The sequence below is a fragment of the Tardiphaga sp. GW822-FHT04G09 genome (genome assembly GCF_058800725.1).
In genome coordinates this window covers 216,010-239,731 of the sequence record NZ_JBXAMO010000007.1, presented here as the reverse complement: position 1 = coordinate 239,731, position 23,722 = coordinate 216,010, and the positions used below count along the sequence as shown (strand labels likewise).

Annotated in this window: 22 protein-coding genes; 9 read left to right on the top strand and 13 right to left on the bottom strand. The window is 60.9% G+C overall.

Features of this window, described 5'->3' with window-relative positions; all coding sequences use genetic code 11:
• Nucleotides 1–7: 7 nt before the first annotated feature.
• The 4 genes from AC1RLZ_RS15535 to AC1RLZ_RS15520 all read left to right on the top strand — a co-directional run bounded on the left by AC1RLZ_RS15535 (nt 8) and on the right by AC1RLZ_RS15520 (nt 5,340).
• Nucleotides 8–1,021, top strand: coding sequence for an ABC-three component system protein (locus AC1RLZ_RS15535; protein WP_493189324.1), 1,014 nt, complete (start codon nt 8–10; stop codon nt 1,019–1,021).
• Nucleotides 1,021–1,500 carry an ABC-three component system middle component 2 gene (locus AC1RLZ_RS15530; protein ID WP_493189323.1) on the top strand — a complete coding sequence of 160 codons (480 nt, stop codon included), beginning with the start codon at nt 1,021–1,023 and terminating at the stop codon, nt 1,498–1,500. The genes AC1RLZ_RS15535 and AC1RLZ_RS15530 overlap by 1 nt, the downstream gene beginning before the upstream one ends.
• On the top strand, nt 1,497–3,371 hold the full coding sequence (locus AC1RLZ_RS15525) for a hypothetical protein (protein WP_493189322.1): 1,875 nt from the start codon (nt 1,497–1,499) through the stop codon (nt 3,369–3,371). Before AC1RLZ_RS15530 ends, AC1RLZ_RS15525 begins: the two co-directional genes overlap by 4 nt.
• A 67-nt stretch (nt 3,372–3,438) precedes the next feature.
• The gene (locus AC1RLZ_RS15520) at nt 3,439–5,340 is read left to right on the top strand and encodes a competence protein CoiA family protein (protein WP_493189321.1); all 1,902 of its coding nucleotides are present in this window, start codon (nt 3,439–3,441) and stop codon (nt 5,338–5,340) included.
• Between the two features lie 22 nt (nt 5,341–5,362).
• Here the strand turns inward: AC1RLZ_RS15520 and AC1RLZ_RS15515 are convergent, their stop codons facing one another.
• Genes AC1RLZ_RS15515 through AC1RLZ_RS15505 form a run of 3 tightly spaced genes read right to left on the bottom strand, consistent with a single transcriptional unit; the run spans nt 5,363 to nt 7,296 of the window.
• A complete protein-coding gene (locus AC1RLZ_RS15515) occupies nt 5,363–5,887 on the bottom strand; it encodes a hypothetical protein (RefSeq protein ID WP_493189320.1) in 525 nt (174 codons plus the stop codon).
• A gap of 9 nt (nt 5,888–5,896) precedes the next feature.
• Nucleotides 5,897–6,268, bottom strand: a complete 372-nt coding sequence (locus tag AC1RLZ_RS15510; RefSeq protein WP_493189319.1) for a hypothetical protein — start codon at nt 6,266–6,268, stop codon at nt 5,897–5,899.
• Nucleotides 6,265–7,296 carry a hypothetical protein gene (locus AC1RLZ_RS15505; RefSeq protein WP_493189318.1) on the bottom strand — a complete coding sequence of 344 codons (1,032 nt, stop codon included), beginning with the start codon at nt 7,294–7,296 and terminating at the stop codon, nt 6,265–6,267. The genes AC1RLZ_RS15510 and AC1RLZ_RS15505 overlap by 4 nt, the downstream gene beginning before the upstream one ends.
• A gap of 367 nt (nt 7,297–7,663) precedes the next feature.
• Here AC1RLZ_RS15505 and AC1RLZ_RS15500 point away from each other — a divergent pair, with 367 nt between their 5' ends.
• Nucleotides 7,664–8,005, top strand: a complete 342-nt coding sequence (locus AC1RLZ_RS15500; RefSeq protein WP_493189317.1) for a helix-turn-helix transcriptional regulator — start codon at nt 7,664–7,666, stop codon at nt 8,003–8,005.
• A 351-nt stretch (nt 8,006–8,356) separates the two neighbouring features.
• Here the strand turns inward: AC1RLZ_RS15500 and AC1RLZ_RS15495 are convergent, their stop codons facing one another.
• Entirely contained in the window at nt 8,357–9,268 is a 912-nt protein-coding gene (locus tag AC1RLZ_RS15495) for an SDR family oxidoreductase (RefSeq protein WP_493189316.1), read from the bottom strand.
• 96 nt (nt 9,269–9,364) lie between these two features.
• Between AC1RLZ_RS15495 and AC1RLZ_RS15490 the strand changes: the two genes are divergently transcribed.
• Nucleotides 9,365–10,210: a helix-turn-helix transcriptional regulator gene (locus tag AC1RLZ_RS15490; protein ID WP_493189315.1), complete on the top strand. Its 846-nt coding sequence runs from the start codon at nt 9,365–9,367 to the stop codon at nt 10,208–10,210.
• A 67-nt stretch (nt 10,211–10,277) separates the two neighbouring features.
• On the opposite strand, the gene AC1RLZ_RS15485 is transcribed toward AC1RLZ_RS15490, so the two are convergent.
• Nucleotides 10,278–11,051: an SDR family NAD(P)-dependent oxidoreductase gene (locus tag AC1RLZ_RS15485; protein WP_493189314.1), complete on the bottom strand. Its 774-nt coding sequence runs from the start codon at nt 11,049–11,051 to the stop codon at nt 10,278–10,280.
• A 241-nt stretch (nt 11,052–11,292) separates the two neighbouring features.
• Between AC1RLZ_RS15485 and AC1RLZ_RS15480 the strand changes: the two genes are divergently transcribed.
• The 3 genes from AC1RLZ_RS15480 (at nt 11,293) to AC1RLZ_RS15470 (ending at nt 15,990) form a co-directional block, all read left to right on the top strand.
• Nucleotides 11,293–12,312, top strand: coding sequence for a TRAP transporter substrate-binding protein (locus tag AC1RLZ_RS15480; protein ID WP_371424626.1), 1,020 nt, complete (start codon nt 11,293–11,295; stop codon nt 12,310–12,312).
• A gap of 11 nt (nt 12,313–12,323) precedes the next feature.
• Nucleotides 12,324–14,219: a TRAP transporter large permease gene (locus tag AC1RLZ_RS15475; RefSeq protein WP_493189313.1), complete on the top strand. Its 1,896-nt coding sequence runs from the start codon at nt 12,324–12,326 to the stop codon at nt 14,217–14,219.
• A 121-nt stretch (nt 14,220–14,340) separates the two neighbouring features.
• Nucleotides 14,341–15,990 (top strand): acyl-CoA synthetase, encoded by a 1,650-nt coding sequence (locus tag AC1RLZ_RS15470; RefSeq protein ID WP_493189312.1) that lies wholly within the window; start codon nt 14,341–14,343, stop codon nt 15,988–15,990.
• A gap of 86 nt (nt 15,991–16,076) precedes the next feature.
• Here the strand turns inward: AC1RLZ_RS15470 and AC1RLZ_RS15465 are convergent, their stop codons facing one another.
• From AC1RLZ_RS15465 to AC1RLZ_RS15430, 8 genes are all read right to left on the bottom strand, one after another.
• Complete coding sequence (locus AC1RLZ_RS15465; RefSeq protein WP_493189311.1) at nt 16,077–16,874, bottom strand: MBL fold metallo-hydrolase; 798 nt, start codon at nt 16,872–16,874, stop codon at nt 16,077–16,079.
• A complete protein-coding gene (locus tag AC1RLZ_RS15460; RefSeq protein WP_493189310.1) occupies nt 16,871–17,677 on the bottom strand; it encodes a TatD family hydrolase in 807 nt (268 codons plus the stop codon). Before AC1RLZ_RS15460 ends, AC1RLZ_RS15465 begins: the two co-directional genes overlap by 4 nt.
• A 9-nt stretch (nt 17,678–17,686) precedes the next feature.
• Complete coding sequence (gene metG, locus AC1RLZ_RS15455; RefSeq protein ID WP_493189309.1) at nt 17,687–19,252, bottom strand: methionine--tRNA ligase; 1,566 nt, start codon at nt 19,250–19,252, stop codon at nt 17,687–17,689.
• Nucleotides 19,253–19,324: 72 nt separating this feature from the next.
• Nucleotides 19,325–20,371, bottom strand: coding sequence for a DNA polymerase III subunit delta' (locus tag AC1RLZ_RS15450; protein ID WP_493189308.1), 1,047 nt, complete (start codon nt 20,369–20,371; stop codon nt 19,325–19,327).
• A complete protein-coding gene (gene tmk, locus AC1RLZ_RS15445; protein WP_493189307.1) occupies nt 20,368–21,054 on the bottom strand; it encodes a dTMP kinase in 687 nt (228 codons plus the stop codon). The genes AC1RLZ_RS15450 and tmk overlap by 4 nt, the downstream gene beginning before the upstream one ends.
• A gap of 1 nt (nt 21,055) precedes the next feature.
• Nucleotides 21,056–22,255 (bottom strand): D-alanyl-D-alanine carboxypeptidase family protein, encoded by a 1,200-nt coding sequence (locus AC1RLZ_RS15440; protein WP_493189355.1) that lies wholly within the window; start codon nt 22,253–22,255, stop codon nt 21,056–21,058.
• 180 nt (nt 22,256–22,435) lie between these two features.
• Nucleotides 22,436–23,371: a septal ring lytic transglycosylase RlpA family protein gene (locus AC1RLZ_RS15435; RefSeq protein ID WP_493189354.1), complete on the bottom strand. Its 936-nt coding sequence runs from the start codon at nt 23,369–23,371 to the stop codon at nt 22,436–22,438.
• A gap of 211 nt (nt 23,372–23,582) precedes the next feature.
• A complete protein-coding gene (locus AC1RLZ_RS15430) occupies nt 23,583–23,705 on the bottom strand; it encodes a hypothetical protein (RefSeq protein WP_493189306.1) in 123 nt (40 codons plus the stop codon).
• Nucleotides 23,706–23,722: the final 17 nt, after the last annotated feature.

Here is a 23,722-nt window from a genome sequence, read left to right as displayed (position 1 = left end):
TCCGCGTATGCCGCTCAATGAAGACCGTTACATTCTGACCTTGATGGCACCGGAATTGGAGAGCCTGGTCAAGAAGTGGCTTGCGCGTCTGAAGACCGACTACGTGGACTTTGAGCAGGCCTCGCGATCGGCCGACATGGGGCGGGATGCCGTCGGCTTCCTGTCGAAAGCTCGCTATGACGGCGAGTGGCACAATTACCAGTGCAAGCAATTGGCGAAGCCTCTGGGCGTGGGCAAGTTCGTCTTGGAGCTCGGAAAGATTTTCCATCACCACTGTGTGGGCGAATTTACGATGCCCACCAAGTACGTCTTCGTCGCGCCAAATGGCGGGGTAGGGTCGGTGAAGAAAATGATCGATCGACCCGCGACCATTGGCCCATATTTGATCGATCATTGGGGCGATCACTGCCTGAAAGGCATTTCGGACGCCACGTTGTCGCCGCTTACGAACGAGATTCGTCAGGCGATCGCAAATTTCGATTTCACGAAGGTGGAGCTTTGGAAGGCCAGCGAGTTGGTGGAGAAGCCGTCCATGCGCGCGGTCATGTCGGAGCATATCGACATCGATCCCGGTGAAGCGCCGATATTGAAAGATGAAGACGTTCCGCACGAAGCCACGGAGCATGAACATGCCTACATAGGCCAGCTTGTCGTCGTTTTCGGCGAACACAGGGGCGCAGAATTCGCCGGCTTCGCCGACGTCTCATCCGATGCTCAGTACGGCCCTCAACTGACCACGGCGCGGAGACGCTATCTGGAGCATCGCGCGTTCGGCCTTCACTACCGAGATAGCCTACTTGAACGACATATCATGCAAGTGGACAATGATGTCTACGATTCCGTCGTTGATCAATATCACCGCATGGGGAAAGACCCTAAGTACGATCGTTTGGCGAGACTGATGAGTGACGCGTCGGCGGTCGTTGTGTCCGGCCCGCTCGGGAAGCACAATCGAGTCACGGTGAGCGTACGGCAAGGTGCGTGCCATCATTTTGCGAACACAGGAAAGTTGCCCTGGTAATGAGCACCGAAAGGGCGCCGCCGCTTTTCAACAGTCCGCTGGAAGCGGGTCTCAGAGTCGTCATCATCCTCGATGCATTCGCACCAGAGGCAATCGACCTCGCGAACCTTTCCCTGCTCGACTACTTTCTGGTACACGCCGGGGACGCCGGAGGACCGGATAGCGTTCACCCCGACCTGGAAGCGAGAGCAGGCGAATACTTCATCAGGCGACGCCTCATCGAAGAAGGCGCAGCGTTGATGGTTCGCAGTTTCTTGATAGACCGGGTACACGACGCGTCCGGTATCTCATTTCGTGCCTCCGATAATGCTGGGGCCATGGTCGATCTGATGAACACGCCATACAACACGCGACTCAAAGGCGCGGCGCAATGGCTCGCCGACAGCGCCAGCGAAAAGGGGCTTGAGGCATTCCTCGGAGACCTGAAGGCAGGGATCGACCGATGGACGCTTGAGATTATCGGGGAAACGCAGCAGTGAGCGCCCAGACTTCCTACATCCGCATCGATCGCGTGGCGATGACCGGTCCCGACAGGGAGACCGTTGACGTCCGGTTCGTCGATGGCGTGAACATCATTTGGGGCGCATCCAATGCAGGCAAATCATTCGTCAGACGGGCCATCGACTATGTTTTTGGCGGCGAACGGGTAGATATCCCGCAAGAGGGGATTGGCTACGACAACTTCGTCGTGTGGCTCACCACTCCAAAATCGGGACTGATTTCACTGCGCCGATCCGTACATGGCGGCGACATTTACATCGTAAGGGGACATTCCGAGACCACTGATCGCGGAGCTGATGGCTACGAGGAGCTGAAGGCTACGCACGTTCAGTCGGCAAATGTGTCGAAGTTCATTCTTCAGGAGAGCGGCTTTCGAGAGGCACGCCTGCTGAAGAACGAGCGAGCTGAGAAAGCGCCGTTCTCCCTCAGGGTTCTCATCCGATATCTGATTGTCGATGAGACGAGGATGATTGACGAAAAAAGTATCCTGCTGCACCACAGCACTACGGTCACTTCGGAAGATAAGGGCCTGATCAAGTTTTTGCTCACGGGTGTCGATGGCTCCTCGGTCGAGCAAGTGCGATCAGGCGATCAGCTAAAAGCGGCCAAAGAGGCGAAGGTCGAACTGCTATCCCGACTGGCGGAGAAAATCCGAGAAAAAATCCATCCGGACCGCACCGATGACGACGTCGACGCGATGTTGGAAATTTCCCGCCAAGAGCGCGACGACCTTCAGACAGTCCTGGTTGAGAGACAGGAAGCAATCGACGTATTGACGACACGCGTCAAAACGGAGACGTCTTCGCTCTTGGCGGAGGAGTCTGAGATAGCGGACATCTCAGCGATGATCATTCGTTTCGAAGAGCTGGCAAGCATTTTTGCGTCGGACCTCAATCGCCTTTCCGGATTGGAGGAAGGCGGTTTCCTGGTCCAAAAATTCGCGAAGATGAGCTGTCCGGTGTGTGGCGCTGCGCCGGAACATCAAGACCATGATCATGGTCTTGGAGACCTCGAGATTCAACGAACCGCCGCCGAAGCTGAAATCGCCAAAATACGCAGAGAAGAAACCGAACTCAGCAATACGATCGCTGGGGCCGAGGCGGAAAGACGCGATCGCTTGCAGGATATCGAAGCCATTCTAGTCAGGCGATCCGAAGCGCAACGCCTTTTGGAGGAGGCACAACTTATTGAAACCAGCGCCCGTTCCGTGTTCGCTGGAGCGTCCGACCGCATGCGTGAGCTTGAGAACGAGTTGAACGATCGGAGCCTGCTGGCGTCCTACGAAGCGGAAATCGAGTTGGTGTCGAGGCAGCGCGTGGAATCCCGTCAACGAGCGGCGGGCCTTGATCTAAACCTCAACCTCACTCCAAGTGAGGCCAACGAACTCTCCAAGGCCATCAAGAAAGTCCTGAAAGCTTGGAATTATCCCGGCGGGGAGGCGGTTCACTTCTCTCCGCAAGATCAGGACATCGTCGTCGATGGAAAAAACAGGCGGAACAACGGGGCTGGCATACGGGCAATCCTTCACGCGGCGTTCAAAGTCGCCCTTCTTGTTTATTGCAAGGACGCCGGCCGACCGCACCCTGGTTTCATCGTACTCGACTCGCCATTGCTTGCTTATCGCCCGGCCGATGAGACGGAAGAATACGGAGAAGTGACCGATGAGGAAATGGAGCTTCGACGAGCCAACCTCGCCGTCCATTTCTACGCGCATCTCCATGGCCTTCGCGACCGCGCGCAATTGATCGTCATCGAGAACCACAAATCGGACCAGCAGGTCGTCGAACCGTATCCGAACACCCGCTTTACGCGAAACCCGGATCAGGGCAGGGTTGGATTTTTCGGCTGAGGCTTGGGCATCGAAACGTCCTAGCTTCTGTCGGCCGTGTCGGAATTCCCCTGAAGTTAATTGTCAAATGACGAGCCATGTTCCGAGAAAGTATTCCGAAGGCTCCGCCGAACTCGTCTACGCTATAGATGCGGCCGGACACATCCGGCACGTTTCCGAGGTCGAGAGTGGCTCGGCATGCGGTTGCCGTTGCCCGGCTTGTAAAGCACCGCTCAATGCAAGAAAGGGTGATCGCAACACTCACCACTTCGGCCACCGTTCGTCCTTCTCATGCGCGAACGGTCCAGAATCCGCATTGCATAAGCTCGCCAAAGAGATCATCGCGACCGAGCGTCAACTGTTCGTCCCGGAAGTGAAGGCCACCTTCAGGGGCAAGGAAGACCGTCTTCACGACAGCAAACTTGTCAGCTTCGACAGCGCGGTTGAAGAGCCACGTCTGTTGCAGAATTTGGTTCCCGACCTTCACGTCGAACGGGAAGGGCGCCATCTCTTCATCGAAATCTATGTGACGCACGCTTGCGACGAAATTAAACGCAACAACCTCCGGGAAAATGGCGTCGCTGCCGTCGAAATCGATTTGTCTCGGTTTCCGCGGAACGCGTCACGGGCTTTGGTGCGCGATGCCGTAATCGAACAGGCGGATCGAAAGTGGCTGTTTCACCCACAGATCGACGCCAGGATCGCCGAGATGCGAGCGGCACATCAGGCGAAGGAGAATGCGCGGCAAAAGCGATTTGACGATGAGGTTACAAGCTATCTCCAGAGGTATGACGACGGTTTGAAAGACTTGGCCATTCGAAAAGCCAGGCCGCCAGACATGACCAAGGAATTCTTCAAGATTGGTCTCGGAGCTCACATCGGTTCTTCGGTCGGGGGTGCGGGCGGCTTCACGGTGACCGAGCAGGAGTGGCAGTTCCGGGTTCTCCGAGCTTTCATTCCGCAGGAAGGAGAACGCCTTTCCTATCGCCATCAGGCGATCTTCGAGTGGATTAAAGAGAAAGGATTGCTCAGGTCCGGCTTTCACTATGTCAGGCCGGAATTGGAGGAGGCGATGCGTGAACGGAACATGCAGTTCCTTAGCCCGTATCGCGCCATCGAAGCCTATCTCGATGAACTGGTCAGTCGTGGGGTGCTTCAGAAATTCAAATCTTACCTCCTGTCGGCCGCAGTTTTCGAGCAACTGACCGAGCTTCGGGAGAGCGTTGAGCGCAAGCAGAGCCGTAGGTGCAGTCTCGTCGACCGCATCGAAAAGATCCTTGCGGTACTGCCGGAGGAAGAACTGGGCGAATTCTCACTCAACGACTGGATTGCGCTTACTCAAGCCGAGGGCTTTTCGTTTGCCGAAGCAATCGAGGCCGACGACGACGGCTTCGACGCGATGCTCGTTCCCGTCCGCAAAGTGGAGGCCATGATCTTCCGTAAAGGCTCTCGGGTCACTGACATGCTGGGCCTTCCCATCAGTACCGAGCAGACACGTCAAATGACGGCGCGGCAACGGGAGGCGGACGAGAGAGAAGCCGCCAAGCAAGCTGAACTAGCCGCGAAAGAACTCGCGCTGCAGAAGGCCGCTTCCGACCGAGGAGAGGCATTCAGGTCGCATGCGCAAAAGTGCGGAGATGAATGGCTTCCATGGATCGATGTTGCCCATCCCGAACTGCAGGGAATGACGCCACTGGCGGCCACGATTTCCGGCGAAGAGGCCGCCTATCAAGCGCAGCGATTGCTTCAACGCTTGATCGGTGAAAAGGCCAAGGAGCAAGCCAAGAAGGCCGAAATCCAGCACTGGAAATCCGAACTTGAGAGGGAGGTTTTCAAGTTACTGAAAGAGAGAACCCAACCGTTTCTGGACTCGCCGTACTTGCTTGGGGCCAGCGGGAAAAAGGTCAAACCCCGAGATTATTGCGTATCAAGGGCTACGTTTCTCGAGTGCATTGACCTTGCCAAGATCGTATCAAAGAAGCGGCGGTAGGCGGGCAGAGTGAGGTCGATCCTCATTCTGGTGATCGCGAGGGTAACTTTGCTGGCGCGGTTGTCTGCGTCGACCCGCTCTGATCCAAGACCAGCTTGGCCGGATTGTAGAAATAGACGACAGCAAAGACGGCAAGTGCTCCTGTCGCTTGGATAGCTCCACCGAGCCGCACGTTTATTAGGCCGGGAATACATGCCGCAAATCCTGCGACGCCGACCGAGAGTACGACACGGAAGACCTCATACTGAAACGGGGTCGGGTTCGGCACGAAAATGGCCAACGCCAGCAATCCGACCATAAACGCGATCCCGAATCCGACCGCTGCTGGCTTCTCCCATTTACCTGGGGCTGCTTCATTCACGACGCTATCGTCCTTTGAGGCGAACATCACGGCAACGACAAACTGTTCGACCTTGTCACGCTGATCTTCCGGAAGCATCGAGATACGCCCCTTCACGAACGCGACGCGCTCAGGGCCAGTCTTGATCTTTTTCAGTTCTTTGCTGAGCTGGTGGCCAACGCTCTCCCAGCCGTCTCCCACCGACACTGGAAATTCCTATTTGTTCGGGGAGAGGGCGGTTGGCTGACCGCGATAAATCAGTTCGACATCACGATATGGCTCGATGTGAACGGTCCGATCCGAAGTCTCATCGTAGATTTCTTCCGGGATGTCGCTGAAGCGCTTGAACTCAGCGATGCCATTTTTAGTTTCGGGCGAAATGACCCTGTAAACGGCTGAAAGTTGTCCGCCGATCACGCGTCTGGAAAGCTCCAGAGCCAGCGCTTCGGCGTCCGGAGCCCCGACGCGTCGGCGAATGCGATTGATGTCGTATTCCCGACGAAGGGACAGCGTCGTCGATTGAACAAGCTCGCCGACAACTCGGTCGAGCTCACTCTTCCAGTCCGATTTCGCGGATGATGCGCTCATTTGTTGTTTTTCAGGATCGAACCCAGGACGAATTCGTACTCGCTTCGAGTTACTTTACTCGTAATGGTGAATTCGTTTGTTTCGCCGTGCAACAGCAGGTTCACATTCCGATTGAGTATCCCATCACTGGCCTCATGCCGCAAGGAAACAGTGGCTCGTTCGCATTCGGCAGCGCTCCTTACGCTATGGAAGCTGTCCATACTGGCGATGAGATCCGGGTCATCGAACATTGTCGTGTCGGAGGCCGTTGCGGCTGCTCGAACGCGATTTCCGGCGGCATTCTTATGATCGGAACTGCGTAAGGCGAAGATCTGTCGAACATCCTCTCGGCGGTCCTTGTCCCAAAATGCGCCACGAAAGGGGGCCAGATCATAAATTCGGAACATATCTTCTTGAACGACGGCGTCGATTTGCCCCCAAAGTGCGGCCGCCAGACCTTCATAGCTGATGGCGTCTCGGTGTGAGAAAATGCGCAGATCGACGAAGCCACTTTTCCATATACGGACGACGTTCACAGCGCGGTATCGCCGCACGTCATAGGTGACCGTGCGCCGTCCGCCGCTTTCCGTTTCCTGCTTATTGTAAGTCTGCTCGCGGGGTTCAACGACCTTTATCACGAGACAGGCGGCTCTGCCGCGTGGCTCATAGCGGACATCGACGATGACAGGATTGTCGGGGCTTTCCACGAAGGACGGCTCGCCAAGTTCCGGAAAGCGCGGCGATCGCTTCAGCAAACGGCGTAATGACGCCTCATTGAACAGGTCATCAACTGTCTGTCCGCGCCTCAGTTCGTACAGGAAAACGTGCTGCCGACCATGCTCTTCAACCTCGGCCAAGATCGCGATCAGGTCCTGTTCTGTAAGCTTGCCGTCCTTCAGGTTGGCGAGGAGCCGCCTATCGACCATGTCATCCCAGTTGCTCCCGGAATATTCGAGACCTCTGGCACGAAGGATTGAACTCGCTTGTTCGAGCGTACCTTGGTCGCGAATAAGCCGCAGCAATAATGCGGCATCGATCTTTCCCGACATCCCTGGGTCACCCGGCGTTCTAGATCTCGGCGGCTTCAGCCGCCTGATTCTTCATTGGAATACCATCATCTATTAAATGGGCTCTGGATGGGCGCAACCCCATACACAAGCATTCAGGGGCCTAAACTTCGCTCCAGGACGGATTCGTCCGCGCTGGCGGCAAGGATTGAGCGAAAATGGCCAAGGTGGAAAAGGGGCTCGTCGAAGCCAGCACGAATGCCTGAAAGGGCGATCAAACCGCCCGGAGACATGGATCTCCAAGTGAAGCCATCCGCATTCGCCAAACTTGACGCATGGTTTGGAGCAAGGTCACAGTTTTTGGCGTCTTAAGGTGCCGCAAATGGCTTTTGAGGAGGCTTAAGCTACCATGCCGCCACGAAGCCAGTTCACCACCGCGCCTCCGTTTGCCGTCGAAGATGCAATACGTCTGCTCGGTTCAAACTTGAGAACAGCACGGCTCCGCCGAAACCTTTCCCACGTCGATATCGCGTCCAAGATTGGCGTGGATCGCCATGTCATTTCCGACGCCGAAAACGGAAAAATCAGCACCGGCATTGGCGTCTGCGTCGGGATGATGTGGGTGATGAATCTGATCCCGTCACTCACGCAGGTAGCCGACCCTAAGGCTGACGAAATTGGTCTGGCAGCCATTGGCGTCCTTGAACGCGAGCGAGCGCGTTCCGGAGCAGGGCCATCCAATGATTTTTGAACCGACCTGTGACCAGGACAATCCGCTGCGGTCCCGTGCTCACCGGCGTGGCCCAGAGGCAAAGCAAACCTCCTCGGAGGTGACTTTCGACCTAAAGTTGATGACTGACTGCCACTCCAGCAGCACATATGTCGGTCTTATGTGGGGGCTGGGCCGATCTTATGGGGTCGATGCCGATCTTATGTGGGGACCAACAAACAAGGCGTCCACCAGCCCGAAATGCCACATCTCGGATTCGCATAAGGTATATTATGGAATATATTATCTCATAGCGATTCCAGTGACTTAGATAAAATTGTTGCAGTATCGTCTTTGAACCAACGGCTATTTGAGCCAGTTTGTGGCCCCACATCATTGTGGCCCCATATGGCCTCCGCCGCCGAAATATCTGACGTGGTCGAGGTCCGCGATCAATCCCGGCTGGGTCGGTTGCCATCCTAATTGCTGCTGTGTCCAGGCACTGGACGCCGGTGCGTCCATGGCCGCGAAACCTGCGAACCAGCCGAAGTGATCGGCGGCGTCATCGCGCGACTTTGACACGACCGGCAGGTTCAGGTGCTTGCCGATGACCTCGGCGATCTCCCGGAACGCGACGCCTTGTTGCGCGCTGCCGTGATAGCGAATGTCGACGGAACGGCGCTCAAGAACGAGCCTGTAGAGCCGGGCGACGTCCAGCCGATGTGCCGCGGGCCAGCGGTTGCGGCCGTCGCCAATATAGGCCGAGGCGCCCTTCTCCCGCGCGATCGCAATCAGCCGCGGCACGAAGCCATGGTCGCCATCGCCATGCACCGATGGCGGGAGACGGACAGATGACGTGCGCACGCCGCGCGCTGCCAGACGCTCGGCGACCTGTTCCGATACGCGCGGGCTCGGCGACGCGCTCGACGGGCCCATGTCTTCGGTCGCCAGACCTCCAGGCGCGATAAAGGCCATGCCGGAGGTTACGATCAAGGGCCGCTCGGAGTCCGCCAGCACGTCGCCCAGCGTCTCGATGGCGCGCGCGTCGATCGCGCTGTTTTCCTTGAATCTGGAGAAGTCGTGGATGAAAGCCGTATGGATCACGCCATCTGAATTGGCGGCACCGGAGCGCAGGCTGTCCAGATCCTCCAGATCGCCGCGATGTATCCGGGCGCCAGCGTCAGCCAGCGCCCTGGCGGATGCGTCCGAGCGCGCCAGACCGACCACCTGATGACCGGCGCCGATCAGTTCCTGAACGACCGCCGATCCGACAAAGCCCGAAGCACCGGTAACGAAGACACGCATGTGATATTCCTCTTGTGAAGGCGCCGATGTATCGGTCCTGCGATACGGTGCGTGAAGCCGTGACGTTATACGGGTATGGCGACTAACAGGCTGAGCATGACGGTCACCGCAACACCTTCCAGCCCAGGCTCTAATCCGCTTGGCACTTATCTGCGGGATCGCCGCGCCAAGCTCGATCCGGTGGCGTTCGGTTTTTCGTCCGAGCGACGCCGCACACCCGGCCTGCGGCGCGAGGAAGTCGCACAGCGCGCCAATGTCAGCGCCACTTGGTACACATGGCTTGAACAAGGTCGCGGCGGTGCGCCGTCGGCCGATGTGCTCGACCGGATTTCACGCGCGCTGGAATTGTCTGTCGTCGAGCGCGAGCATCTGTTTCTGCTGGCGCAGCACCGGCTGCCGGAGATTCGCTTCGAACCCTCCGATATCGTATCGCCAACACTGCAACGGGTGCTCGATGCGATGGAATTCAGCGCCGCCGTCGTGCGCAATGCGACCTGGGATATCGTCGCCTGGAATCGCGCGGCGCTGGCCGTGCTCGGCGACTATCCGAACATCGCGCCCGAAGAGCGCAACGTGCTGCGCATCCTGTTCTGCCGGCCGAATGTTCGCGCCAAGATGCCGGACTGGGAGAATGATGCGCGGTTCGCCGTGGCGGCCTTCCGCGCGGATATCACGCGCAGCGGCGCATCGCAGCGTGCGCAGACACTGATCGATGAGCTCTGCCGGATCAGCCCCGACTTCGCGACCATGTGGCACGCCAATGACGTCGGCAGCTACGGCGAAGGCCGCAAGCATGTGAACCATCCGGTGGTCGGGCCTTTCGTGATGACCTATTCGACCTTCTCGGTCGACGGCCAGCCGAATTTGGGCATGGTTGTCTACACGCCGGCAACGGCCGCGGACGCCGAGCGGATGAAGATGCTGATTGAGGCTAAAGGCTAAAGGCTAACGCTCTAACGCCATCGTCATGCCCGGGACAAGCCCGGGCATGACGGAGCTTTGTTGCTGCCTACGGATATTTCGGCAGCAATCCATGGGCCGCAAAACCACCGTCCACGTTCAACACGTGCCCGGTGACGAAGCTCGACTTGTTGTGATCCAGCAGGAACATCGCGGCGCCGGCGACCTCCTCCGGCTCGGCATAGCGCCGCTGTGGCACCACCTGCATCCAGCCTTCACGCGTTGCGGCCGTGTGCATCTCCTGCACCATCGGCGTCTCGAACGGGCCCGGCGCAATCGCGTTGACGCGTATCTTCAGTGGCGCCAGTTCGCACGCCATCACCTGCGTGAGCGTGATGACGCCGCCCTTGGACGCGCCATAGGCCGCGCGCTCGATATTGCCGCGCAGGCCCGACACCGACGCCACATTGACGATGGCGCCGCCACCATGGGCCTTCATCAGTTTGCCGGCTTCACGTGCCACGGCAAAGGTGCCGACGAGATTGATGTCGAGGATCTCGCGAAACAGTTTCACGGAGGTCTCGAAGAACGGCACCTGACGACCGATCCCGGCGGAATTCACCAGACCGCGCACCGGGCCGAAGCCGGCTTCACAATCCTTCAATCCGGCGATCACAGCGTCCTCGTTGGCGACGTCCATCACCACGGTGCGGGTCACGCCTGGCTTGATGGCGTCGACCTGCGCGCGGGCACGGTCCAGCGCGTCCTGGGTGAGGTCGGCCAGCAGGACCTTCCAGCCCTCGCTGACGGCGGCCTTGGCGACCGCCAGGCCGATTCCCGAGGCGCCGCCGGTGATGATCGCTACGCCGTGATCCTTGCTCATATGCTGTCCTTGCGTTTCCTGCAGACGGTCTCTGGCCGGTCTTGGCTGCCGGCGGCTTCGTTCGCGTGATGCTTCCCACAAATTCGCGCAGTGCAAAAGCCGTGCGCCGGCGTCCGCTATTGGGGCTTGGCCTTTGGTCGCACAGCGAAAAGGCTTGACCGGGCAGCCCGGGCATGATGACCAGACGACAAGGGCTTTTCGCCTTACAAAGACAAACAAAGAAGTGGTTGGGAGAAACAAAATGACGATTTCACGCCGGACTCTGTTGAAGGCATCGGCCGCGGCGACCGCGTTTGGCGGCGTCGGCATGCCATTTATCGCGCGCGCGCAGCAGGCCGAATACGTCTACAAATACGCGAATAACCTGCCCGATACGCATCCGATGAACATCCGCGCCCGCGAGATGTCGGCGGCGATCAAGACCGAAACCAACGGCAAGGTCGACCTGCAGGTGTTCCCCAACAACCAGCTCGGCTCCGACACCGACATGCTGAGCCAGATCCGCTCCGGCGGCGTCGAGTTCTTCACCCTGTCCGGCCTGATCCTGGCCACTCTGGTACCGGCCGCCTCGATCAACGGCATCGGCTTCGCCTTCCCGAATTACGACACGGTCTGGAAGGCCATGGACGGCGATCTCGGCGCCTATATCCGCAAGGAGATCACCAAGGCCAATCTCGTGGTCATGGACAAAATCTGGGACAACGGCTTCCGTGAAGTCACCTCGTCCACCAGGCCGATCAAGAGCCCGGACGACCTGAAGGGCTTCAAGATCCGCGTGCCGGTGTCGCCGCTGTGGACCTCGATGTTCAAGGCGTTCGATAGCGCGCCCGCCTCGATCAATATCAGCGAAGTCTATTCGGCGATGCAGACCAAGGTGGTCGAAGGCCAGGAAAACCCGCTGGCGATCATCTCGACCGCCAAGTTCTATGAAGTGCAGAAATACTGCTCGCTGACCAACCACATGTGGGATGGCTACTGGTTCCTAGCCAACCGTCGTGCCTGGGAGAAGCTGCCCGCCGACCTGCGCGACATCGTCGCCAGGAACATCAATGCCGCCGGCATGAAGGAGCGCGAGGACGTCGCCAAGCTCAACGCCAATCTACGCGGCGAGCTGGAATCCAAGGGCCTGGCCTTCAATGAGCTCGAGCCGGGCCCGTTCCGCGACAAGCTGAAGTCGGCCGGTTTCTACAAGGAATGGCAGGGCAAGTATGGCGACGAAGCCTGGGCCATCCTCGAGAAAGCCGTCGGCAAGCTGGGCTGATCGGAACCATTATGGCCGTGCATGACATCTCCGCCCTCGAAAGCGGGGCGTCCAGCGTGGAGAGGGCGCCCCTCTCCCGCCGCGACGCTATCCTGACATCCGTCGACCGCACCCTCGGCCATCTGGTCGAGATTCCCGCGGCGCTGCTGGTGGTGGCGGAGGTGATCATCCTGTTCATCGGCGTGGTGGCCCGTTACGGCTTCCACCGTCCGCTGATCTGGTCGGACGAACTGTCCTCGATCCTGTTCCTGTGGCTAGCGATGCTCGGCTCCGCCGTTGCGTTCCGGCGCGGCGAACATATGCGGATGACCGCGCTGGTGGCATCGGCCGGCCCCCGGATGTGGGCCTTTCTCGACGTCGTCGGGACCTGCGCGGCGCTGGCGTTCCTGCTGATGATCGTCGTGCCGTCCTACGAATACGCCTATGAGGAAAGCTACATCACGACGCCGGCGCTGCAGATCGCCAACAGCTTCCGCGCGGCCGCGCTGCCGGTCGGCATCTCGCTGATGGTCGTCTTCGCGGTGCTGCGGCTGTTGCGCTACGGGCAGGTCCGCACCGTGCTGATGGCGCTCGGGACGGTCGTGGCGATCATGGCTGTATTCTGGCTCGCCGAACCCTTGCTGCGCACCCTCGGCAATCTCAACCTGATCATCTTCTTCGTCGGCGTCGTGGCGCTCTGCGTGTTCTCCGGCGTGCCGATTGCCTTTGGATTTGGCCTCGCTATCTTCGGCTATATGGCGCTGACCACACGCACCCCGATGATGGTGCTGGTCGGCCGCATGGACGAGGGCATGAGCCATCTGATCCTGCTGTCGGTGCCGCTTTTCGTGTTCCTGGGGCTGCTCATCGAGATGACCGGCATGGCGCGCGCCATGGTGGCGTTCCTCGCCAGCCTGCTCGGCCATGTCCGCGGCGGGCTGCATTATGTGCTGATCGGCGCGATGTATCTGGTGTCAGGCATTTCCGGCTCCAAGGCCGCCGACATGGCGGCTGTGGCCCCGGTTCTGTTCCCGGAGATGAAGCAACGCGGCGCCAAGCCGGGCGATCTGGTCGCCCTCCTCGCGGCAACCGGCGCGCAGACCGAGACCATTCCGCCGAGCCTCGTCCTGATCACCATCGGCTCTGTCACAGGCGTCTCGATCTCGGCGCTGTTCACCGGCGGATTGCTGCCCGGCGTGGTGCTTGCGATCACGCTGGGCGCGCTGGTGTGGTGGCGCTATCGCGGCGAGGATCTCAGCCACGTCAAACGGGCGTCAGGCCGCGACATCGGCAAGGCATTCATCGTGTCGGTGCCGGCCATCGCGCTGCCTTTCGTGATCCGCGCCGCCGTGGTCGAGGGTGTGGCGACCGCCACTGAGGTCTCCACCATCGGCATCGTCTATGCCGTGCTAGCCGGCCTGTTGATCTATCGTCAGTTCGACTGGAACCGGCTGAAGCCGATGCTGGTCGATACGGCCTGTCTCTCCGGCGCAATCCTGCTGATCATTGGAACCGCGACCGGGATGGCATGGGGTCTCACCCAGTCCGGCTTTTCGCGCTCGCTGGCCGCGGCCATGACCGGCCTGCCGGGCGGCGGCGCCACCTTCATCGCGGTCTCCATCGTCGCCTTCGTGATCCTTGGCAGCGTGCTCGAGGGCATCCCGGCCATCGTGCTGTTCGGCCCCCTGCTGTTTCCGATCGCCCGCCTGGTCGGCGTCCATGAGGTGCATTATGCGATGGTCGTGATCCTCGCCATGGGCATCGGCCTGTTCGCACCGCCGTTCGGCGTCGGCTATTATGCCGCTTGCGCCATCGGGCGCGTCGATCCGGCGGAAGGCATCAAGCCGATCCTCGGTTATCTGCTGGCTCTGCTGATCGGTCTGATCATCGTCGCGATCTTCCCCTGGATTTCGATCGGATTCCTCTAAACCGTTCGATTTCAGAAAGTTGCGACCAATATCTCGTGTGGTTTTGGAAGATCATCCCTGCGATAAACTAATAAGTGAAATATTATCCGTAACTCACTGATTAAAATAAAAGAGTGTCAACATGATCCCAGATCAAGGCGCTTATGGCGTCGGCCTCGACCAGACACCGGCCAACTTCGTGCCGCTGTCGCCGCTGAGCTTTCTCAGGCGCAGCGCGGCGGTCTATCCGGACCTGACCAGTACCGTCTATGAGGGCCGCCGCTTCACCTGGGCACAGACCTATGAGCGCTGCCGGCGCTTCGCCTCGTTCCTGACCGGGCGCGGCATCGGACGCGGCGACACCGTCGCGGCGATGCTGCCGAACCTGCCCGCGATGAACGAGGTGCACTTCGCTGTGCCCATGGCCGGCGCCGTCCTCAACGCCCTCAACATCCGGCTCGACGCCGCGGCCATTGCATTCCAGCTCGACCATGGCGGCGCCAGGCTGCTGCTGGTCGATCCGGAATTCTCCGGCGTGATCAGCGAAGCCCTCACACTGATGACCGGGCCGAAGCCGGCCGTGATCGACGTCGACGATGTGTCCTTCGCCGGTGGCCAGCGGATCGGGGAACTCGAATATGAAGCCGCCCTTGCCGAGGGCAGCCCCGATTTCACCAGCGCCTTCCCGCTCGACGAATGGGACGCCATCGCGCTCGGTTACACCTCGGGCACCACAGGCAATCCGAAGGGCGTCGTGACCCATCACCGCGGCGCCTATCTCAACGCGGTCTCCAATATTCTCGCCGCCGGCCTCGGCCAGCATCCGGTCTATCTCTGGACCCTCCCGATGTTCCATTGCAACGGCTGGTGCTTCCCCTGGACCGTTGCGGCGAGCGCCGGCGTCAATGTCTGCCTGCGCAAGGTCGATCCCACCAAGATCTTCGCGCTGATGCGCGAACACGGCGTCACCCACATGTCGGGCGCGCCCATCGTCTACAACACGCTGATCAATGCGCCCGACGCGCCGGTCTATTCCGGCGGTCCGCTGGTGCAGGGCTCGATTGCCGGCGCCCCGCCCCCGATGGCGGTGCTGTCGGGCGCCGAGAGGATCGGCATCAAGCTGACGCATGTGTACGGCTTGACCGAAGTCTATGGCCCCGCCTCGGTCTGTGCCGAACAGCCCGGCTGGGATTCCCTGCCCGCGGATGAGCGCGCCAACCTGAAGCGCCGCCAGGGCGTGCCCTATCACCTGCAGGAAGCCGTGACCGTCATCGATCCCGAGACCATGCAGGAGGTGCCGCGCGACGGCGAGACCATCGGCGAGGTCATGTTCCGCGGCAATATCGTGATGAAGGGATACCTGAAGAACGAGAAGGCCACCAAGGAGGCGTTTGAAGGCGGCTGGTTCCATACCGGCGATCTCGGCGTGCTCGACGCCGCCGGATATGTCACCATCAAGGACCGCTCCAAGGACATCATCATCTCCGGCGGCGAGAACATCTCGTCGGTGGAAGTCGAGGATGTACTCTACAAACACCCGGCGGTGCTGTTCGCGGCCGTGGTGGCAAAGCCCGACGCGAAATGGGGCGAAGTGCCGTGCGCCTTCGTGGAGCTCAAGACGAACGCCACGGCGACGGAGGCCGACATCATCGCCTTCTGCCGCGCGCAGATGCCCGGCTTCAAGACGCCGAAGGCGGTGGTGTTCGGCGTGATCCCGAAGACCTCGACGGGCAAGATCCAGAAGTTCCTGCTGCGCGATCAGGTGAAGTCGACGGGGTCGTTTAACAGCTAGGCGCCCGCTTCCACCGACCCGCTGGTCATTCCGGGGCGCTCGCCGCAGGCGAGTGAACCCGGAAGCCCGGAATGTTTGGCGCTAAGCTATCCTATCGTCAGCCTGATCCCGTCATAGGCAGGGATCACTCCCTCCGGCAGCATCTTGCGCACCGCCTCGTAATCCACATCCGCCGTCATGTTGGTGATCACCGTCCGCTTCGGCTTGAAGCGGTCGCGCCAGCGCAGCGCATCGCTGATGCTGAAATGGCTGGGATGCTGCGTGTAGCGCAGGCCGTCGACGATCCAGAGATCGAGACCTTCGAGCGCCGGCCAGCTCTCTTCCGGGATGTCGTTGAGATCAGGCGTATAGGCGGTGTTGCCGATCCGGTAGCCCAGCGCCGGGATGTTGCCATGCTGCACCAGGAACGGTGTCAGCGTCAGATCGCCGCCCTTCCCCGTGATGGTGCGGCTTTCGCGGGCCTCGATGTCGAGGCGGTCGAGGATCGGCGGATAGTCGCTGCCCGGCGGGGATACGAAGCAGTAGCCGAAGCGCAGCATGATATCAGTCGCCGTCGAGGCGTTCATATAGACGGGAATGCGCTTGCGCCGCTTCAGCACCACGGAGCGCAGATCGTCCATGCCGTGGGTCTGGTCCGCATGCTCATGCGTCAGGAACACCGCATCGATATCATCGACATCAGCGTCGATGAGCTGCTCGCGCAGGTCCGGCGAGGTGTCAATCACCACACGCGTGACGCCCTCGGGCCCGATCCGTTCCGCCATCATCGAACAACGACGGCGACGGTTTTTTGGATTGGCGGGATCGCAGGCGCCCCAGCCCAGCGCCGGGCGCGGCACGCCCGCCGACGAGCCGCAGCCGAGGATGGTCAGCACCAATGTCATGCCGGCACGCCAGCGCCAGGGGCGCTCTCGGCAGGTACCTTGCTGAACAGGCGGAAGAAGTTTTCGGTGGTCTGCCGGGCCAGTTCTTCGAGCGCCACGCCGCGGGTCTCCGCAAGCACCTTCGCCGTCTCGACGACATATGACGGTTCGTTGCGCTTGCCGCGCCATTTGCCGGGCGCCAGATAAGGCGCGTCGGTTTCGACCATGATGCGGTCGGCGGGAAGCTCAGCCGCGAGGTCGCGCAGCTCCTGCGATTTCTTGAAGGTGATGATGCCGGTGAACGAGATCGACAGGCCCATGTCGATGGCCTTCATCGCGAGCTCACGTCCGCCGGTGTAGCAATGCAGAACAGCCTTGAACGCACCCTTGGCCATCTCGTCTTCGAGAATGGTGCCGCACTGCTCATCCGCCTCGCGGGTATGGATCACCAGCGGCAATCCGGTCGCGCGGGCCGCGGCGATATGGGCACGGAAGCCACGCTCCTGCGCCTCCGATGAACCGTGTTCGTAGAAATTATCGAGACCGGCTTCGCCGAGCGCAATGACCTTGGGATGCCTGGTCAGTTCGATCAGCTCTTCTGCGGAAATGCCGTCTTCCTCGTCGGCATTGTGCGGATGAGTGCCGACCGAGCAATAGACATTCGGAAACCGCTCGGCGATCGCGAGCAGCGCCGGCAGGCGGCGCACGCGCGTCGAGATGGTCACGAGCTTGCCGACGCCTGCGGCTTCCGCACGCGCGACGATGCCGTCGAGGTCTTCGGCGAAGTCTGGGAAATCGAGATGGCAGTGACTATCGACAAGCATCACGCAAACTCAGCTCGCGGCCGCAGGCTCGACATAACGCGGAAACACGCCGGTGGGCGTCGGCAGTTGCGTGCCCGGCTTGATACGGGTTGCGATTGCCGTGAAGTTGCGTTCGCCCTCGGGGATACCGAGCACGTCGAGCAGCTTGGCGCAGGACGCCGGCATCACCGGCTGCGCCAGGATCGCAACCTGACGCACGACTTCCGCCGTGACGTAGAGCACCGTCGCCTGCTTCTTCGGATCGGTCTTGGCCAGCGCCCACGGCGCTTCGCCCGCGAAGTAGCGGTTGGCTTCGGCAACCACAGCCCAAACCGCATTCAGCGCCTGATGGATCTGCTGCGTCGCCATCGCGGTGCGTGCGAGCTCCAGCATGCCATCGGCCTGCGCCAGAATGGCCTTGTCGTTGTCGCTGAACTCGCCGGGCTCCGGCAGCACGCCGCCATATTGCTTGGCGATCATGGACAGCGAGCGCTGCGCGAGATTGCCGAGATCGTTGGCGAGGTCGGCATTGGTGCGATTGACGATGGCTTCGTGATTGTAGCTGCCGTCCTGCCCGAACGAGACTTCGCGCATGAAGAAATAGCGCATCTGGTCGACGCCGTATTGCTGGGCCATGCCGATGGGATCGACCACGTTGCCGACCGACTTCGACATCTTCTCACCACGGTTGAGCAGGAAGCCGTGACTGAAGACGCGATGCGGGACATCGATTCCGGCCGCCATCAGGAAGGCAGGCCAATACACCGCGTGGAAGCGAACAATATCCTTGCCGATCACATGCAGATTGGCCGGCCAGTATCGCCTGAAGCTCTCGCCATCGACATCGGGATAGCCGGCCGCGGTGATGTAGTTGGTGAGCGCATCGATCCAGACATACATCACATGACCGGGCGCGCCCGGCACCTTGATGCCCCAGTCAAACGTGGTCCGCGAAATCGACAGATCCTGCAGGCCGCCTTTGACGAAGCTCGTCACTTCGTTGAGGCGCTCGCGCGGCAATACGAAATCAGGAACACGCGCATACAGATCGAGCAGCTTGTCCTGGTAGGCGGACAGACGGAAGAAATAGGTTTCCTCCTCGGTCCACTCGACCGGCGAGCCGAGCGGCTCACGCCGGACACCATCGTCGCCGAGCGTTGTTTCCGCCTCGTCGAAATAGGCTTCCTGGCGAACCGAGTACCAGCCGGCATATTTGTCGAGATAGATGGCGCCGGCCTTCTCCAGCGCGACCCAGAGCGCCTGCGAGGCGCGTTCGTGACGCGGCTCCGTCGTGCGAATGTAGTCGTCATAGGAAATGTTGAGCGCAGCATCCATCTCGCGAAAACGCGCAGAATTCCGGTCGGCCAGTTCGAGCGGTGTCAGGCCTTCCTTGACGGCGGTCTGCTGCATCTTCAGACCGTGCTCATCCGTTCCGGTCAGGAAACGAACATCGTAACCGTCGAGCCTCTGGAAGCGGGCAATCGTGTCGGTCGCCATGACCGTATAGGCATGACCGATATGCGGCACGCCGTTGGGATAGAAGATCGGCGTTGTCAGAAAATACGCCGGTCGGGTTGCATCGGTTGCAGATGTCATGGCTGACTTTACGGACCTTGAATAAGACGATCTTGGTGGAGCGCGGATTGGCGGAAACCAGTCTCGCAGCGATCAGCGCGTTGCTTCCGCGAGTAGTCCAAATACCGAGAAAACCAGCGGTTTTCGCTCGAGATTGTAGGATTCGGTCTCGCGCGCGGCTCGGTTGATCTTTTCCCATACCTCCGCCAGCCGCGCAAGGCGGGGCAGATTGGCGTTGGCATTGGCGTCATCGGCCCGCATGCGCTCGCCGATCCAGCGGTCGACACTGTCGACAAAGGCGCCGAGCGCGACACGGTCGCTGGTCCCCAGCGCATCGCCGAGGGCGTGCAGCTCACGCGGATCGACATGGGGCAGCGTGTTCAGCAGCGATGCGGTGCGCTGGTGCAGTTTCAGCGCGCCGCCACCAAGCAGATTGAGGGCGCGCGAGACGCTGCCTTCGGAGGCTTCGGCGACCTCTTTGAGCAAGGGATCGCTGGTTTCGATCTCGGCGGCCTGCGACGTGGCGCGGGTCACATCGGCGACGGAAAGCGGACGCAGTGCCAGCTTGCGACAGCGCGACTGGATGGTCGGCAACACCCGCGCCTGCGCATGCGTCACCAGCAGGAACAGCGAACGTAGCGGCGGCTCCTCGAGCACCTTCAGCAGCGCGTTGGCGGCATTGGCGTTCAGCTCATCGACGGTATCGACGATGCAGACGCGCCAGCCCTCGACGGCTGCGGTCGAGCCGAAGAACGATACGGTCTCGCGGGTCTCATCGACGGTGATCACCGTGCGCATCACACCCTTGTCGTTGAGCGAACGCTCCAGCGTCAGCAGGCCGCCATGGGATTCGGCGGCGACCTGGCGCACGATAGGATGCATCGGATCGAGGGCGAGTGACTCTGCTGCCTGGACCTGCGGTGATGCAGGGTCGCGATGCGCCAGCACGAAACGCGCCATGCGATAGGCCAAAGTTGCCTTGCCGATACCCTGCGGACCGCCGATCAGCCAGGCATGCGGAATGCGCCCGCCGCGATAGGCATTGAGCAGCGTGGCCTCGGCATCCTGATGACCGAACAGCGCCGTCGTCTCGCGCGGATGCGGGACCGAGATCGTCTGCTCCGATGACTTTGCGCTCATGCGGGTGTCGCCTCATGGTTCGACGGCGTCAGAAGGCGTCGGCGCAACACGCCCCAGATATTGTTCGATACGATCTTCGGATCTGCATTGGCGTCGATCAGCACGCAGCGTTGCGGTTCGTCAGCCGCGATCTGCCGGAACGCGTCACGCAGCCCCTGATGAAAGGCGATACCCTCGGCCTCGAACCTGTCGGGCACATCATTGCCGCGCCGCGCTGCTGCGCGTCGCATGCCAATCGACACCGGGATATCGAGAATGACCGTGAGATCGGGCTTGAGCCCTCCGATGGTGACGCGCTCCATCGCGTTGAGCAGTTCTGGCGAGACATGCCCGAGCCGGCCTTGATAGGCCCGCGTCGAATCCGAGAAGCGGTCGCACAGCACCCAGATGCCCTGCTCCAGCGCCGGCGCAATCACCGCGTGGACGTGATCGTCGCGCGCGGCGGCGAATAGCAGCGTCTCGGCTTCAGGCCCGAGCAGCTTGCCCATGCCCGACAGCACCACATGACGGATGATCTCGGCGCCGGGCGAGCCGCCGGGCTCGCGGGTGACGATGACGCGTTTGCCTTCGGCCTCAAGCCTGTCGGCCAGAATTTTGATCTGGGTCGATTTGCCGGCGCCCTCGCCGCCTTCGAAAGTGACGAAGCGACCGCGCGGCGGCGGTGTCGTGGGCGTCTCCGTCATGTCAGAGCTTCTCGGCGCCGGCGCGGAACAGTCCGATCACCAGCTCGCCGGCACCATCGACGGCGCGCCGCATGGTCGATCCCGTGCCGACGGCAGCCGCCGTATAGAGCGGCGTCTCGACGGCAATATTGGCGCCGCGCCAGACCTTGATCACGCCGACCGGCTGGCCGGGTTCGACCGGTGCGCGCACCGGGCCCTGATAGACGATGCGTGCAATCAGCTTGTCGGTACCATTTTTCTGCACCATCACCTTGACCGGTTCCCGGGCCGAAAGCGCGACCGAGCGGCTCTCGCCGCCAAACACCTTGGCGAAGCCGATGGTCTGGTCGGCCGCGAACAGCGTGCGGGCTTCGAAATTCTTGAAACCCCACTCCAGCAGCTTCTTCGCTTCAGTCGCGCGATCGTCAGGATCGTCCAGACCGTTGATCACCACGATCAGCCGCATGCCGTCGCGAATGGCCGAGCCGACCATGCCGTAGCCACCATCCTTGGTGTAGCCGGTCTTGAAGCCGTCGGCGCCGTCGAACGTCGCCAACAACGGATTGCGGTTCTGCTGACGGATCTTGTTCCAGGTGAATTCGCGTTCGCCGAACAGCTTGTAGAATTCGGGATAGGTGCGGACGATGTGGCGGGCGAGCACGCCAAGCTCGCGCACCGTCATCTTGTTGCCGGGGTCAGGCAGGCCATTCGAATTGGCGAAAGTGGATTTCGGCATCCCGAGCGCACGCGCTCGTGCCGTCATCTTCTCGGCGAAAGCTGCCTCGCCGCCCGCGAGGCCCTCAGCCAGGATCATGCAAGAGTCGTTGCCGCTCTGGATGATCGCACCGCGCAGCAGATCGGCGACGGGCACGCGGCTGTTGATGGCGGCGAACATGGTCGATGCACCGGCCGGCGCGCCGCCCTTGCGCCAGGAATTCTCGCTGACGCGATACTCGTCCGTGAGCTTGATGTCGCCGCGGGTCAGCGCGTCGAACACCAGCTCGACGGTCATCAGCTTCATCATGCTGGAGGGCGCGCGCAGCTCGTCGGCATTCTTCTCGAACAGCACGCTGCCGGAGCCGGCCTCGATCAGGATCGCGGTCGGTGCATCGGTGTCGTAGCCACCGTCCTCGACGACTTTCTTGGCGCCCTGCACGCTCTGGTTCGCAGCCTGCGCCGGACCGAGATCGACGCTGAAAGCGACCAGGGCAGCCAGCAGCATACGCCAGCTCAGCGCGGCGAATTGCGGTCGTTTCAACGAGATAGAGCCAGATGCCATGTGCTGTCCTGAGTGCTCAGGTCTTAACAGGATCACCGGCGGCAAACAACGCGGCAAGGTGCAACGCACATCAGGGCACCATGCTGCGCCCGTCACGATATCGGGAATGAAGGACGGACTGGCTTAGTAGAGACCGCGGCCGGACAGAATGGCCTGGGCGCCGCGTGCATCGACGGTGCCGTCATCCGGCTCGGCAGGCGCAGCGTAAGCAGCATTGCTCTCATAGGAGACTGCGCGATGGTTCTCGGTCATCCGCGGTGCCGAGGCGGTCCGCATGCGGCTCGACGCCGACATCTCAGATGTCGAACGGATCGAGGCCATATCCGCCGGCGTATTGCCAAGCGAATACGGACGCCCTTCCGGCAGCGGGACATCGCGGGAGACAACGCGACCACCCTGCATATCAGGCACGAAGGAACGTGCCGATGCGACACGGACCAATGACGGCGACGGCGCGGGTTCGCCGGTACGCAGGGTGGCCACGAGCTGGCGATCGTCCGACCCTTCCAGCGGCGCGCGGCCGACATATTCGACGCGGACCTTGGCGGTGCCGTTGCCCTTGAATTCGAGCAGTTCGGCCGCCTTGTTCGAGACGTCGATCAGGCGGTTGCCGTGATACGGGCCGCGATCGTTGACACGCACGATCAGCGACTTGCCGTTATTGACGTTGGTGACGCGCGCATAGCTCGGTATCGGTAGCGTCGGATGGGCCGCCGTGAGCGAGGCCATGTCGAACACTTCACCATTGGCCGTCAGACGGCCGTGAAACGCGTCGCCATACCAGGATGCGATGCCTTCAGCGCGGTAATTGATGTTTTCTTCCGGCACATAGAGCTTGCCGGCGACGGTGTAGGGTTTGCCGACACGATAAGTGCCGCCGCCCTTGGGAACCGGCTCGCCCATCCCGACCACACGGGGGCTGCTCGAAACGCCATATTTCGGATCGAGACGACTGAAGCTGGTGGAAGAGGACGAACAATTGGCCAACGCCAGACAGGCGCTGATGGCCGCTGCTGCCTGAACAGCCTGGCCGAGTCGATGTGACCCACGAATCCCCATACGCCCCAATACCATTCCAGCGGCCGCCTGCCCATATCCGGGCATCCCCACGGCCATAATCCCCGATGCAGCCCACTTCCGCATCAAGTGATGAATATATCGCAGCCGGATCGCGGCGAAAATGGGGAGAGGCCCGATATGGTAAACAGAGGATGTCGTTTTTTAGCCCGTACAACGGGTAATCATCTCGCGCTGCACACACCGCGCGCGATCAATCGCGCCACTCGCGGCGGATATAGGGGCCATACAGCACGTCCTGACGCCTGCGATAGAGCTCCACCAGCAGGAAGCTGACACCGGCCACAGCACTCAGCAACACCAACGTCTCGATCACCACAAAGCCCCCCGGCA

Coding starts and splice junctions, on each gene's coding strand:
- AC1RLZ_RS15535 (WP_493189324.1), top strand. CDS start 8: ATGCCGCTCAATGAAGACCGTTACATTCTGACCTTGATGGCACCGGAA.
- AC1RLZ_RS15530 (WP_493189323.1), top strand. CDS start 1,021: ATGAGCACCGAAAGGGCGCCGCCGCTTTTCAACAGTCCGCTGGAAGCG.
- AC1RLZ_RS15520 (WP_493189321.1), top strand. CDS start 3,439: ATGACGAGCCATGTTCCGAGAAAGTATTCCGAAGGCTCCGCCGAACTC.
- AC1RLZ_RS15510 (WP_493189319.1), bottom strand. CDS start 6,268: ATGAGCGCATCATCCGCGAAATCGGACTGGAAGAGTGAGCTCGACCGA.
- AC1RLZ_RS15505 (WP_493189318.1), bottom strand. CDS start 7,296: ATGTCGGGAAAGATCGATGCCGCATTATTGCTGCGGCTTATTCGCGAC.
- AC1RLZ_RS15500 (WP_493189317.1), top strand. CDS start 7,664: ATGCCGCCACGAAGCCAGTTCACCACCGCGCCTCCGTTTGCCGTCGAA.
- AC1RLZ_RS15495 (WP_493189316.1), bottom strand. CDS start 9,268: ATGCGTGTCTTCGTTACCGGTGCTTCGGGCTTTGTCGGATCGGCGGTC.
- AC1RLZ_RS15490 (WP_493189315.1), top strand. CDS start 9,365: ATGACGGTCACCGCAACACCTTCCAGCCCAGGCTCTAATCCGCTTGGC.
- AC1RLZ_RS15485 (WP_493189314.1), bottom strand. CDS start 11,051: ATGAGCAAGGATCACGGCGTAGCGATCATCACCGGCGGCGCCTCGGGA.
- AC1RLZ_RS15480 (WP_371424626.1), top strand. CDS start 11,293: ATGACGATTTCACGCCGGACTCTGTTGAAGGCATCGGCCGCGGCGACC.
- AC1RLZ_RS15475 (WP_493189313.1), top strand. CDS start 12,324: ATGGCCGTGCATGACATCTCCGCCCTCGAAAGCGGGGCGTCCAGCGTG.
- AC1RLZ_RS15470 (WP_493189312.1), top strand. CDS start 14,341: ATGATCCCAGATCAAGGCGCTTATGGCGTCGGCCTCGACCAGACACCG.
- AC1RLZ_RS15465 (WP_493189311.1), bottom strand. CDS start 16,874: ATGACATTGGTGCTGACCATCCTCGGCTGCGGCTCGTCGGCGGGCGTG.
- AC1RLZ_RS15460 (WP_493189310.1), bottom strand. CDS start 17,677: ATGCTTGTCGATAGTCACTGCCATCTCGATTTCCCAGACTTCGCCGAA.
- metG (WP_493189309.1), bottom strand. CDS start 19,252: ATGACATCTGCAACCGATGCAACCCGACCGGCGTATTTTCTGACAACG.
- AC1RLZ_RS15450 (WP_493189308.1), bottom strand. CDS start 20,371: ATGAGCGCAAAGTCATCGGAGCAGACGATCTCGGTCCCGCATCCGCGC.
- tmk (WP_493189307.1), bottom strand. CDS start 21,054: ATGACGGAGACGCCCACGACACCGCCGCCGCGCGGTCGCTTCGTCACT.
- AC1RLZ_RS15440 (WP_493189355.1), bottom strand. CDS start 22,255: ATGCTGCTGGCTGCCCTGGTCGCTTTCAGCGTCGATCTCGGTCCGGCG.
- AC1RLZ_RS15435 (WP_493189354.1), bottom strand. CDS start 23,371: ATGGGGATTCGTGGGTCACATCGACTCGGCCAGGCTGTTCAGGCAGCA.